General features: G+C 42.3%; 9 protein-coding genes and 1 pseudogene. 4 read left to right on the top strand and 6 right to left on the bottom strand.

The genetic code is table 11. The features are described from left to right. Positions 1 to 28 precede the first annotated feature (28 nt). The 6 genes and pseudogenes from DY200_RS09965 to xylF form a co-directional block, all read right to left on the bottom strand. Positions 29 to 256 (bottom strand): zinc ribbon domain-containing protein, encoded by a 228-nt coding sequence (locus DY200_RS09965; RefSeq protein ID WP_005606013.1) that lies wholly within the window; start codon positions 254 to 256, stop codon positions 29 to 31. Positions 257 to 330: 74 nt separating this feature from the next. Next, positions 331 to 2,368: pseudogene (locus tag DY200_RS09960) on the bottom strand (M13 family metallopeptidase). Between the two features lie 4 nt (positions 2,369 to 2,372). Beyond that, positions 2,373 to 3,554, bottom strand: coding sequence for a XylR family transcriptional regulator (locus DY200_RS09955; protein WP_115587859.1), 1,182 nt, complete (start codon positions 3,552 to 3,554; stop codon positions 2,373 to 2,375). 124 nt (positions 3,555 to 3,678) lie between these two features. Next, positions 3,679 to 4,806 carry a sugar ABC transporter permease gene (locus DY200_RS09950; protein ID WP_005606005.1) on the bottom strand — a complete coding sequence of 376 codons (1,128 nt, stop codon included), beginning with the start codon at positions 4,804 to 4,806 and terminating at the stop codon, positions 3,679 to 3,681. A 3-nt stretch (positions 4,807 to 4,809) separates the two neighbouring features. Then, a complete protein-coding gene (gene xylG / locus DY200_RS09945) occupies positions 4,810 to 6,324 on the bottom strand; it encodes a D-xylose ABC transporter ATP-binding protein (RefSeq protein ID WP_115587858.1) in 1,515 nt (504 codons plus the stop codon). A gap of 63 nt (positions 6,325 to 6,387) precedes the next feature. Continuing rightward, complete coding sequence (gene xylF / locus DY200_RS09940; protein ID WP_005602797.1) at positions 6,388 to 7,386, bottom strand: D-xylose ABC transporter substrate-binding protein; 999 nt, start codon at positions 7,384 to 7,386, stop codon at positions 6,388 to 6,390. A gap of 253 nt (positions 7,387 to 7,639) precedes the next feature. Here xylF and xylA point away from each other — a divergent pair, with 253 nt between their 5' ends. The 4 genes from xylA (at position 7,640) to dnaJ (ending at position 14,186) form a co-directional block, all read left to right on the top strand. Further along, a complete protein-coding gene (xylA, locus tag DY200_RS09935) occupies positions 7,640 to 8,959 on the top strand; it encodes a xylose isomerase (RefSeq protein WP_115587857.1) in 1,320 nt (439 codons plus the stop codon). A gap of 173 nt (positions 8,960 to 9,132) precedes the next feature. Further along, positions 9,133 to 10,578, top strand: coding sequence for a xylulokinase (xylB, locus tag DY200_RS09930; RefSeq protein ID WP_115587856.1), 1,446 nt, complete (start codon positions 9,133 to 9,135; stop codon positions 10,576 to 10,578). A 274-nt stretch (positions 10,579 to 10,852) separates the two neighbouring features. Further along, positions 10,853 to 12,754: a molecular chaperone DnaK gene (gene dnaK, locus DY200_RS09925; protein ID WP_115587855.1), complete on the top strand. Its 1,902-nt coding sequence runs from the start codon at positions 10,853 to 10,855 to the stop codon at positions 12,752 to 12,754. A gap of 289 nt (positions 12,755 to 13,043) precedes the next feature. Continuing rightward, a complete protein-coding gene (gene dnaJ, locus DY200_RS09915) occupies positions 13,044 to 14,186 on the top strand; it encodes a molecular chaperone DnaJ (RefSeq protein WP_115587854.1) in 1,143 nt (380 codons plus the stop codon). Positions 14,187 to 14,243: the final 57 nt, after the last annotated feature.

Raw genomic sequence — 14,243 nt, 5'->3', positions numbered from 1 at the left:
TATAGGTTTCCAACCTATGCCTTTCTTTTTAGTTAAGCAAAGAAGCGACTACAATGACTAACGTAAATACACCCAGCCAGAAAAGTTGTACTTTGACATTCTGACGATTCAATGCCTGATTATGTAAGCGGCGCTGTTCCAGTTTCTCACGATAAACGGCTAAGTCCGCTTCTTTAAATGAAAAGCCGCAATGCGGACAAGCGATAACACTCTCGCTGATTCTACGCCGACATTCGGGGCAACGTTGTAAAGCCATAAAATTCCCTTAAATTAAGCGGTCGAATTTCACCGATTTTTTGCAAAATTTTGCTGAAATCCGACCGCTTGCAATTACCAAATACGAATGCGTTCCGCTTCATTACGATACATTTTATCGCCGGCTTTAGTGCCGAACGCACGGTGGAAGCCGCTGATATTCAGTACCGGCGCATAAGCACGAAATTGACCCGGTGCGTGCGGATCGCTTTTCACTTGGTGAGTAAGCGCTTGCACGGTCGCTTTATGGCGCCACGAACGTGTCCAGCTCATAAAGAAACGTTGATCGCCGGTGAAATTTTTAATCGTCGGGCTGATACCGTGATCTTGCTCGTACAGTTTCAGCGCATCATAAGCGATACTTAAACCGCCTAAATCAGCAATGTTTTCACCCAAGGTGAAACGCCCGTTTACAAAGACTTTCGGTGCGACTTCAAATTTATCGAATTGAGCGACCAATTTATCTGCTAAGGCTTCAAATTTTTTGCGGTCGTCCGCCGTCCACCAATCTTTGAGATTACCTTCTCCATCAAATTTTGAACCGCTATCGTCAAAACCGTGGGTGATTTCGTGGCCGATAATCGCCCCGATCGCCCCGAAATTGACCGCCGGATCCGCCTGTTGGCTATAAAGCGGTGCTTGTAAAATACCAGCCGGGAACACAATACGGTTCATTAACGGGCTGTAGGAAGCGTTTACCACTTGCGGCAGCATTCCCCATTCATTTAAATCGACCGGTTTGCCGACTTTGGCAAGATTGTAGTCGTAGCTCCATTTGGCAATTTGTTGCATATTGGCGTAGAGCGTACCGCCTTGCGCTACGGTTTTAAGGGTTAGATTACTGTAATCTCGCCATTTGTTCGGATAACCGACTTCGACAATAAACTTATCTAATTTGGCTTTTGCTTTTTGTTTGGTTTCCGCCGACATCCAGGCTAAGTTATCAATACGATGATGATAGGCTTTAACTAAATATTGCGCCATTTCCAGCACATCGTTTTTTGCCGATTGCGGGAAGAATTCCGCCACATAAAACTGTGCAAATTCTTGTCCGAGCCAGCTATTTATCGTGGCTAACGCACGTTTTTCTAACGGACGTTGTTGTTTCTGACCTACTAATTTTTTGCCGTAAAACTCAAAACGAACATCATCCATTTCTTTGTTTAAGTAAGGGGCGTTATCCGATAAGGTACGGAATAATAAGTAGTCTTTAATTACCGCTAAGTTTTGCGGATTGATAAGCTGATCCAATGCTTGGAAATAACGAGGTTCATATAAAATTACCTCATCGGTTTCCACGCCAACCGCTTTTAAATACTGAGCTAACTCAATGTTTTTACTCAGCTTATTAAGCTGTGCCATATTGGTCGGATTATAACGTTTTTGGACATCACGATCTTCTTCATTGGTAAACAGCGTTTTTGCAATCGCTTTTTCATAAGCGACAATCGCTTTCGCTTTTGCCGCCGGATTGCTGACTTTGGCATAACCTAAAATCTGTGCGATATAATCTTGATAGAGTTTCAAGATGGCACGATTTTCCGCCGTATCTTTTTGGAAATAATCGTTACTTAATCCTAGATCGACGTTACTCAAATAAACCGCATTTTGACGGGAATTTTTTAAGTGAGCGAATACCGACCAACCGAATAACACTTCGTTACCCGCTTTGGTTTCTTCAATCAAATAGCGTGTTAAATCGGCAAAGGTATTGAGCCGTTTGATTTTCTCAATATCTTTTGCAATCGGGGTAAGTCCTGCTTGCTCACGTGCATTTAAGTCCGTATAGGTTTCATATACCGCTTTTAAACGTTGAGCTTTCGCATCATTTGCAAATTTCGGCTCGGAAATGACCGCTTGTAAGAACTTGTAAGAATTTAATCGAACGTTGTTCATTCAATTCGTTTAATTCCGCTAACGTTCCCCAAGAAGTTCTGTCCGCCGGAATTTGTGCTTTTGCAAGCCATTTTCCGTTTACAAAACGATAAAAATCTTGTTGCGGCGCAACGGTGTTATCGACACCTTCCGTTAAAGTAGATTGATAACCGGTAGTACTACAGCCGGCTAACCCGAGCGAAAGGGTTGCCAGACTCAATAAAAATTTTTTTGCCATAACCTTACTCAACTAAAATTTTGTGATGGGATTGTCTAAATGCTTTCGGGGTATCCTCATATTCTTTTTTAAATACCGAATAGAAATAGGGTAAAGAAGGGTAACCGCAAATTTCCGAAATTTCTTGGATCGAAATATCAGTAAATTGTAGCATATATTTTGCACGATTCAGTTTTTCCTCATGAATTACCTGATGAATCGTCTTATTCAATTCGTGCTTAAAACGTTGTTCTAAATTGGAACGCGAAATCCTTAAATGATCGAGAACTTGTTCGGTTTTAATTCCTTTACAGGCATTATGATGAATATAGTGCATCGCTTGAATCACAAACGGATCTTGGAACGCTTGGAAATCGGTGGAACGGCGTTGCTCCACGCGTAACGGCGGAATCAATACGGGAGAATGACTCAATTTTTTGCCTTCGAATAAATGGTGCAACATTTTTGCCGCTTGGTAACCGATTTGCTTTGTACCTTGCATCACAGACGAAAGCGAAACGCGCGATAAATGTTGAATCAGCTCTTCGTTATCAATACCAATCACGGAAATTTGTTCCGGCACGGCGATATTCAGATATTCACAGGCTTGTAGTAAATGTCTGGCTCTGGCGTCGGTTACCGCAATAATACCGGTTTGCGCCGGTAACGAGGCTAACCATTCGCTTAATGCGGATTGCGCTTCCAACCAATTTTGCGCATTGACTTGATGCCCTAAATAGATATTGGTTTGATGTTCGTACTTTTCCATCAAATCGATGAACGCATTTTTACGTTCCACCGACCAATGTTTCTGTTCATCGCTCGGGATACCGTAAAACGCAAACCGATTAATGCCTTTTTGTTTGAGATGTAACAACGCCGTTTCCACCAAAGCGTAATTATCGGTGGCAACATACGGAATGTGCGGATAATAATCCGGATTTTGATAGGAACCGCCGACTGCAATCACCGGAATATTCATATCACTTAGCAATGCCGCGGTTTCGGGATCGTCAAAATCGGCAATAATGCCATCAATTAACAGACCTTCCAGATCTTGTTTACGATAGGTGAAATCGTCCTGCATAAAAATATTCCAAATACATTGAGAGGCTTGGATATATTGCCCGATTCCCTCAATCACTTGGCGGTCGTAAACTTTATTCGCATTAAAACATAAAGCGATACGAAAAGATTTTTTTTCCATAAATATCATTACGTAGTTAGACGGTCGTGCTAACATACCACATTTTGCGTAGTTATGAAAAAAGCACTCAATATTTCCTAAGAATATTGAGTGCTTGCTAAAGAATTAATCGTCGGAATGAGGATTACATTTTTTTCTTACTCATGGTATCGACCCAAACCGCTAATAATAGAATCGCACCTTTTACGATATATTGCCAGAAAGTCGGCACGTCTAACATACTCATACCGTTATCAAGTAAAGCGATAATAAAGGCACCGATAATAACGCCATATACGCTACCGATACCGCCGGCTAAACTTACCCCGCCGATGACACAAGCCGCAATCGCATCCAGCTCCGCATTTTGACCTGCAGACGGCGCCCCCGCACCTAAACGCGCACTAAGGATTAAACCGGCAATCGCTACCATAAAACCGTTGATTGCGAAAATGGTTAATTTTACTTTTTCAACGTTAATCCCTGAAAGTCTTGCCGCCTCAATATTACCGCCGATGGCATAAATATGGCGACCAAATGCGGTTTTACGTGCGATAAACATACCGACCACGGTTAAAATCGCTAATACCAGTACAGGGAACGGGATACCGCGATAATCGTTCAATAAGTAAATCGCACCTAAGACACAGATAGCAAATAAGCCATATTTCATAATGTCTTTTGTCGCATCAGGCACATTCAAGTTTAAGTTTTTACGCGCTTTACGTTGATAAGTCCCCCAAGTAACGAAACAGAATACCGCCACTAAACCGAGAATCATACCGGTAACATCCGGAATATAGCCTTGACCGATAGCGGTCATATCATTACTAATCGGTGAAACGGTCGTACCGTTGGTTAAGCCGATTAAAATACCGCGGAAGGCTAACATCCCCGCTAAAGTGACGATAAAGGACGGTACTTTACGATAAGAGACCCACCAACCGTTCCAAGCACCTAATAATGTACCTAGCACAAGTGTTACCGCAATAGTAAGCGGTAAAGGCCAGCCCCACCAAACGTCGGCGATAGCGGCGAATCCGCCTAATAACCCCATTAATGAACCGACCGATAGGTCAATTTCCGCCGAGATAATCACAAACACCATCCCAATCGCTAAAATCCCCGTAATGGAGGTTTGGCGTAATAAGTTTGAAATATTACGTGCGCTTAAATAGGCACCGTCGGTTGCTACCGAGAAAAAGCTCATAATCACAACAATAGCAATGAGCATAATATAAACTTGTAAATTGACAGATTTTAGCTTCAACATAGGTTACTCCTTGAGTGCGGCTTCCATAACTTGCTCTTGCGTCAAATTATCGTTAATTAAGTCTGCTTTAATTTGTCCTTGGTGCATGACCAGAACTCTATCGCTAATGCCTAATACTTCGGGCAATTCGGAAGAAATCACGATGACCGCCATTCCTTCTTGCGCTAACTGATTGATCAGTTTATAAATTTCGTATTTAGCCCCTACGTCGATACCACGAGTAGGTTCGTCCAAAATCAAAATTCTAGGCTTCAATAATAAGCATTTTGCAAGAATCGCTTTCTGTTGGTTACCGCCGCTTAATCGACCGATGGCTAATTCGGGTGAAGAGGTTTTTACTTTTAATTTTTGAATTGATTGATTAATGACGGTTTCTTCAAGTGCTTCGTTAATTACGTTTTTGCCGAAACAGAATTGAGGAAGCGAAGATAAAGTAATATTTTTTCCCACACCCATAATCGGAATAATGCCGTGTTTTTTACGATCTTCCGGTACCATTACGATATTATTTTCAATCGCCTGCGCACAATTTTTAATACGTACCTGTTGATTCTCAATAAAAATATTTCCTTCATATTTTCCTTGATACGAACCGAAGATACATTGCGCCATTTCAGTACGTCCGGAACCGACCAAACCGGCTACGCCGAGGATTTCGCCTTTGTGTAATTTAAAGCTGGCGTTATTTACTCTTTTAATATGCGTATTGACCGGATGCCAAGCGGAAATATTTTCCACTCGAAGAATTTCTTCACCGATATCATGAGGTTCATGCGGATAAAGCGAAGTAATTTCACGCCCTACCATCATAGTGATAATGTCATCCTCACTCATTCCTTGAGCGGAACGAGTCCCGATATGTTCGCCGTCTCGAATGACACAAATTTTGTCTGAAATTTCTTTTACTTCATTTAATTTATGCGAAATATAAACACAAGCGATGTTATGCGCTTTGAGATCTTTCACTAAGTTTAAAAGAATCGCCGTTTCTTTTTCGGTTAAAGAAGCACTCGGTTCATCTAAAATTAGTAAACGAACTTGTTTATTTAACGCTTTTGCAATCTCAACTAATTGTTGTTGTCCTAAGCCGAGTTCACCTACTTTAGTATTCGGATCAATATCTAACTGCACTTGTTGCAGAATGGTTTTACAACGCAGGTACATTTCGTTATCGTTCGTGATACCTGAGTTTGTCATCTCATTACCGAGAAACATATTCTCGAGTACCGACATATTTTTCACTAAGGTTAATTCTTGGTGAATAATCGAAATGCCTTTTTCTTCCGTTTCTTTAATATTTTTCGCCGTGAGTTTTTCACCGGCAAAGTAGATCTCACCGGAATAATCGCCGTAAGGATAAATACCGCATAAGACTTTCATCAAAGTGGATTTTCCCGAGCCGTTCTCACCGCACAAAGACAATATTTCACCGGTTTCCAAAGAAATCGAAATGTTATTTAATGCCGTAACATCGCCGAATTTCTTAGTAATATTTTTCATTTCTAACAATTGAGCCATAATGAAAACCTCCGTTAGATAAAGTGCGGTCGTGATAAACCGCACTTTAAAGATTAAGATAGATTATTTATAAACCGCTTCTTTCGTGTGGAATCCATCTTTAATCACGGTACTGTCAATATTGTCTTTGGTTACAATAATCGGATCTAATAAGTAAGCATCAACTTCTTTTACGCCGTTGTTCAATTTTGCGTTAGATTCTAAAGTTTCGCCTTTACCTAAGCTAACCGCAATCGAAGCGGCTTTGTCCGCTAAATTGGTAATCGGTTTATATACCGTCATGGTTTGCGTACCTTCTACGATACGTTTAATTGCAGAAATGTCCGCATCTTGACCGGAAATCGCCACTTTACCCGCTAAACCTTGTGCGCTTAACGCTTGAATTGCACCGCCTGCGGTCGCATCGTTTGAAGCGACAACCGCATCAATATTATTTTTATTCGCAGTTAAGGCGTTTTCCATAATTTGTAGTGCTTTTTCAGCTAACCAAGAATCAACCCATTGGTCGCCCACCACTTTGATTTTGCCGCTGTCAATATGCGGTTGTAATACTTTCATTTGACCTTTACGGAATAGTTTCGCATTGTTATCCACCGGCGAACCGCCCATTAAGAAATAATTACCTTCTGGTTTTTTCTCAACGATACTTTGCGCTTGTAACTCACCGACTTTTTCATTATCAAACGATACGTAGAAATCCAAATCCGCATTGTTGATTAAACGGTCGTAAGCTAACACTTTTACGCCTTCTTTTTTCGCTTCGGAAATTACGTTACTTAATACATCACCGTTATGCGGAATAATCACTAATACGTCTACGTTTTTATTCAACATATTTTCAATTTGTGAAACTTGTGCCGCATCATCGCCATTCGCTGATTGAACTAATACTTTCGCCCCTAAAGCCTCCGCTTTTTTCACAAAAATATCACGGTCTTTTTGCCATCTTTCTAAACGTAAATCATCAATGGACATACCGATGGTTAAATCTTTAGCTAACGCTGAACCTGACATTACGGTTAATGCCGCAGCGATAGATAAAATCAGACTTTTCATTTTCATAATGACACCTCATAGGGTTGGTTTAACAAAGTTTGAGCATAAGTACGATTGCTCTGGCGATAGTTTGCGGTGGATAATTTTTCACGGCAATTACAAAATATTTTAACGCTATTACGTTTTTTCGCTTTTGTGATCCCTGCCACAATAACTAATAATCAAAACCGAAAAACTAAATAACATAATTGAACCGTGTTTTAATTTTCATCATTATGCTCTCGTTTTCAAAATCCATTGATTCACAGGAGAATTAATTATGTCTAACTATTTCGATAAAATTGAAAAAGTAAAATATGAAGGTGCTGACTCAACCAATCCTTTTGCTTTTAAACATTACAATCCGAACGAAGTGATTTTAGGCAAAACCATGGCGGAGCATTTACGTTTAGCGGTATGTTATTGGCATACTTTCTGCTGGACGGGGAATGATATGTTCGGCGTAGGTTCTTTAGATCGTAGTTGGCAAAAAACGGGCGATTTGCTTGAAGGCGCAAAACAAAAAGCGGAAATCGCCTTTGAATTCTTCCAAAAATTAGGGATTCCTTACTATTGCTTCCACGATGTGGATATTGCGCCGGAAGGCAATTCATATAAAGAATACGTACATAATTTCCACTCTATGGTGGATATTCTTGAGAAAAAACAAGCGGAAACCGGTGTAAAATTATTATGGGGTACGGCAAACTGCTTTACCAACCCTCGTTATATGTCCGGCGCATCGACCAATCCGAATCCGGAAGTATTCTCTTGGGCGGCATCGCAAGTATTTAACGCAATGAATGCAACCAAACGCTTAGGCGGCGAAAACTATGTGTTATGGGGCGGTCGTGAAGGTTATGAAACCTTATTAAATACCGATTTAAAACGTGAACGTGAACAAATCGGTCGCTTTATGCAAATGGTGGTGGAACATAAACATAAAATCGGCTTTAACGGTACGTTATTAATCGAACCGAAACCGCAAGAACCGACTAAACACCAATATGACTATGACGTAGCAACCGTTTACGGCTTCTTAAAACAATTCGGCTTAGAAAAAGAAATCAAAGTGAACATTGAAGCAAACCACGCAACCTTAGCCGGTCATACTTTCCAACACGAAATCGCAACCGCTGCGGCATTGGATATCTTCGGTTCGATTGATGCCAACCGCGGTGATCCGCAATTAGGTTGGGATACCGACCAATTCCCGAACAGCGTAGAAGAAAATACGCTCGTGATGTATGAAATCTTAAAAGCAGGCGGCTTTACTACCGGTGGCTTCAACTTCGATGCGAAAATCCGTCGCCAAAGTACCGACCCGTATGATTTATTCCACGGCCATATCGGTGCGATTGACGTACTTGCGCTTTCATTAAAACGTGCGGCGAAAATGATTGAAGACCAAACCTTACAAGGTATCGTTGATCAACGTTACGCAGGCTGGAACGGCGATTTAGGTCAGCAAATTCTTGCCGGTAAAGCAAGCCTTGAAGATTTAGCGAAAATCGTTGAAAGCAAAGCGCTTGATCCGAAACCGGTTTCAGGTCAGCAAGAATACTTAGAAAATTTAGTGAATAATTATATTTATCGTTAATTCAGAGCTTACCCTCTCCCTTTACGGGAGAGGGAGGAGAAAATCCGTAGGATTTTTGGAGGGAGAGGGGAAATTAACATCTTTTCCCTCTCTCTGTCTGCGGATTCTGAACGAATCCTTCGACTGTCTCTCTCCCGCAAGCGGGAGAGAGTAAGAAGGTATCAGGAGGCTTTATGTATATCGGAATTGATTTAGGCACATCAGGCGTTAAAGTCGTTTTACTCAATGAATCTCAAGAAATCATCGCAACCACACATCAATCTTTACCTATTTCTCGCCCTCATCCGCTTTGGTCGGAACAAAATCCGGAAGACTGGTGGCACGCAACCAATTTAGCTATGCTCGCTTTAGCACAGCAACAGGATTTAACCGCCGTTAAAGCGATCGGCTTAACCGGTCAAATGCACGGTGCGACTTTATTGGATAAGCATGACCAAGTATTGAGTCCGGCAATTTTGTGGAATGACGGTCGTAGCTTTGCGGAGTGTGCCGAATTGGAATCATTAGTACCGAATAGCCGTGAGATTACCGGTAATCTGATGATGCCGGGCTTTACCGCACCGAAATTAAAATGGGTGGATAAGCATCAGCCGCAAATCGCCGAACAAGTGGATAAAGTCTTACTGCCGAAAGATTATTTACGTTTACGTATGACCGGCGAATATGCCTCCGATATGTCGGATGCCTCCGGCACAATGTGGTTGGATGTCGGTAAAAGAGATTGGAATCAGGCGTTACTGAATGCGTGCGGACTTGACGTTAGCAATATGCCTAAACTGTTTGAAGGTAATCAAATTACCGGTTACTTACGTCCTGAATTGGCAAAAAGCTGGAAATTAAATACCGTTCCGGTAATTGCCGGTGGCGGTGATAATGCCGCCGGAGCCATCGGTATCGGGCTTTACCAATCCGGACAAGCGATGTTATCACTCGGTACGTCGGGTGTGTATTTTGTGGTAACCGATAAATTCAGTGCCAATCCGCAAAAAGCGGTACACAGTTTCTGCCATGCGTTACCGGATCGTTGGCACTTGATGTCGGTCATGCTCAGTGCCGCATCAGCGGTCGATTTTGCCCAAAAAGTCACCGGTATTAGCGATATTAAAACCTTATTCCAACAAGTCGAAAACTGCAACCAAGCGAGCGATGCGATTTTCCTTCCTTATTTATCCGGCGAACGTACACCGCATAATGACCCTTATGCAAAAGGTGTATTCTGGGGCTTAACCCATAACGATAACCCGATTACCATGGCAAGAGCCGCAGTAGAAGGGGTCAGTTTTGCATTAGCGGACGGTATAGACGTGTTACATGAAACCGGTGTGAAAGCGGATAATATCGCCCTGATCGGTGGCGGAGCGAAAAGTGCTTATTGGCGCCAATTATTAGCGGATATTACCGGCAGAACCTTTGAATATCGTACCGGCGGTGATGTCGGTCCGGCTTTAGGAGCAGCGAAACTGGCGCAGATTGCCTTAAATCCGAATGAAGATATTGCTAATTTCTGTCAGCCGTTACCGCTTGAAGCGGTTTACCAGCCGAATTGCAGTAAGTTTGCCGAATACCAAGACAAGCGGTCAAAATTTGCTGAAATTTATCAAAGATTAAAAGGCCTTTAATGCTCGGAAAGCAAGCCCGTTCATCACGAACGGGCTTTTTTGTCCGTTTTATTCAAAAATCTTACAAAAATTTATTTTACGCCCTTGATCATTTCATTTTCATCCCTATTTATTGTTTCGTCTGAACGGGAACGTGGAACGTCCCGTTTCTTTTTTCAAAAATACTTGCAAGAAAATTTCAAATGTAGCCTTGAAAAGTTGTGAAAGAACACCATCTTGTGGGTAACGTTACGAAAACGTAATCAAACAAATTTATATTCAGAGGAATTTTAAAATGGGTAAAATCATTGGTATTGACTTAGGTACAACAAACTCTTGTGTAGCGGTAATGGACGGTGACAAAGCACGTGTAATCGAGAATGCGGAAGGTGCACGTACAACTCCGTCAATCATTGCTTATACGGATAACGAAACGTTAGTTGGTCAACCGGCAAAACGTCAGGCGATTACAAACCCGAAAAATACATTATTTGCAATCAAACGTTTAATCGGTCGTCGTTTTGAAAGTGAAGAAGTACAACGCGATATTAAAATTATGCCTTTCGAAATCACACGTGCCGACAACGGCGATGCATGGGTAAACGTAAAAGGTGACAAATTAGCACCACCGCAAATTTCAGCAGAAGTGTTGAAAAAAATGAAAAAAACAGCGGAAGATTTCCTTGGTGAAGCGGTAACTGAAGCGGTTATCACTGTACCGGCATACTTTAACGATGCGCAACGTCAAGCAACAATTGATGCAGGTCGTATCGCAGGTTTAGATGTTAAACGTATCATCAACGAACCGACAGCAGCAGCGTTAGCGTTCGGTTTAGGTTCAACTAAAGAAAACCAAGTGATCGCAGTTTACGACTTGGGTGGTGGTACATTCGATATCTCAATCATCGAAATCGATAACTTCGACGGCGAACAAACATTTGAAGTATTAGCAACCGGTGGTAACACTCACCTAGGTGGTGAAGACTTCGATAACCGTGTAATCGACTACATCATTGACGAGTTCAAAAAAGAACAAGGCGTTGATTTACGCAACGACCCAATGGCATTACAACGTGTGAAAGAAGCGGCGGAAAAAGCGAAAATCGAACTTTCTTCAGCACAATCTACCGAAGTAAATCTTCCGTATATCACAGCGGATGCGACAGGTCCTAAACACTTAGCGATCAACGTAACCCGTGCGAAATTAGAAGCATTAGTAGAAGATTTAGTTGCAAGCTCAATCGAGTCACTTAAAACCGTATTAAAAGACGCAGGTAAATCAGTGAATGAAATCAACGACATTATCCTCGTTGGTGGTCAAACACGTATGCCTTTAGTACAACAAAAAGTGGCTGAATTCTTCGGTAAAGAAGCACGTAAAGACGTGAACCCGGATGAAGCGGTAGCAATCGGTGCTGCGGTTCAAGGCGGTGTATTAAAAGGTGATGTAAAAGACGTTCTTTTATTAGACGTTACGCCATTATCTTTAGGTATCGAAACCATGGGCGGCGTGATGACGGTGTTAATCGAGAAAAACACTACGATTCCAACGAAGAAATCACAAGTGTTCTCAACTGCGGAAGACAACCAATCGGCAGTAACAATCCACGTATTACAAGGTGAGCGTAAACAAGCGTCTGCGAACAAATCTTTAGGTCAATTCAACCTTGAAGGTATTAACCCGGCACCACGTGGTATGCCGCAAATCGAAGTAACTTTCGATATCGATGCGAACGGTGTAATCAACGTATCTGCGAAAGATAAAAACACAGGTAAAGAACAACAAATTCGTATCCAAGCATCTTCAGGTTTATCTGACGAAGAAATCGAACAAATGGTTCGTGATGCGGAAGCTAACGCAGAAGCGGATAAAAAATTCGAAGAGTTAGTTCAAGCACGTAACCAAGCGGACGGTATTGCACACGCAACTCGTAAACAAATCGAAGAGGCTGGCGATGCGTTAAATGCAGACGATAAAGCGAAAATCGAAGCGGCTATCGCAGACTTAGAAAAAGCAGCGAAAGGCGATGACAAAGCGGAAATCAATGCGAAAACCGAAGCGTTAATCAAAGCGTCCGAACCTTTAATGCAAGCGGTTCAAGCTAAAGCACAGCAAGCGGGCGGCGAACAACCACAAGCGAAAAAAGATGACGGCGTAGTGGATGCTGAGTTTGAAGAAGTGAAAGATAATAAATAATCTTTTACGCTCAAATCGTAAAATCAAAGGGCGTGGCAACACGCCCTTTTGGTGTATATAAAAACTCACTCTCTCCTCCTGAGGGAGAGAGACAGCAAGAAATTGTGAACGACAATTTCTTGCAGAGAGAGGGGAAACAGGCGGTTATATTTCGCAAATTTTTTACAAAATACATCCGCTTCCCCCTCTCCCTGATTTTCTTCTAAACGAAGAAAATCTTTCCCTCTCCCACAAGGGGCGAGGGTAATCAATCACAGTTACAATTTTGTACGATTACAAACGAAACACTATGGCAAAAAAAGATTACTACGAAGTCCTTGGTTTACAGAAAGGGGCGAGTGAGAATGATATTAAACGTGCGTATAAACGTTTAGCATCAAAACATCACCCGGATAAAAACCAAGGCAGTAAAGACGCAGAAGAAAAATTTAAAGAAATCAACGAAGCCTATGAAGTGTTAGGCGATGCTGAAAAACGTGCTGCATACGATCAATACGGTCATGCTGCTTTTGAACAAGGCGGTGGTGCCGGCGGATTTGGCGGTGGCTTCGGCGGAGGCGGTTTCGGTGGCTTTGAAGACATCTTTAGCGAAATGTTCGGCGGCGGATTTGGCGGCGGTGGTCGCCGTAATCGTGTCGTACGTGGCGATGATTTACGTTACGACATTGAAATCTCTCTGGAAGAAGCGGTTAAAGGCTGTAAAAAAGATATTCGCATTTCAACATTAGCAGAATGTGATACCTGCCACGGTTCGGGCGCGGAAAAAGGTTCGAAAGTGGAAACCTGTTCGCACTGTCACGGTTCGGGCAGAATCCGCCGTCAGCAAGGTTTCTTTGTGACGGAAGCGGTTTGTCCGAGCTGTCACGGAAGCGGTAAGAAAATTGAAAAACCTTGCAAATCTTGCCACGGTGACGGACGTGTTCAGAAAGCGAAAAACCTATCGGTAACCATTCCGGCGGGTGTGGACACCGGTAACCAACTTCGTTTATCCGGCGAAGGTGCGGCAGGCGAGAACGGTGCGCCGGCAGGTGATTTATACGTAGTAATTCATGTACGTGAACACGAGATCTTTGAGCGTGACGGCTCAAATCTTTACTGCGAAGTGCCAATCAGCTTTACGATGGCGGCATTAGGCGGTGAGATTGAAGTACCGACGCTCGACGGCAAATTAAAACTGAAAATTCCGGCGGAAACCCAAACCGGCAAATTATTCCGAGTGAGAGGCAAAGGCGTGACAAGTCCACGCGGCGGTTATGCAGGCGATTTAATTTGCAAAGTAGTGGTGGAAACACCGGTTGCGTTAAATGACGAGCAAAAAGACTTATTACGTAAGCTGGAAGAAAGTTTAGCCGGTAAAAGTAAACATCGTCCGCAGCAAGAAGGTTTTTTAGATAGCGTGAAAAACTTCTTCTCTAACTTAGGTAAACACTAAAGATTAAAAAGGCTTAGCGAATTTGCTAAGCCTTTTGTTTTTCTACAATGGTAAAAT

This window comes from Actinobacillus lignieresii (assembly GCF_900444945.1).
GTDB classification, from domain to species: Bacteria; Pseudomonadota; Gammaproteobacteria; order Enterobacterales; family Pasteurellaceae; genus Actinobacillus; species Actinobacillus lignieresii.
The sequence above is the reverse complement of the archived record's forward strand: the minus strand, read 5'-3'. Positions and strand labels throughout refer to the sequence as shown.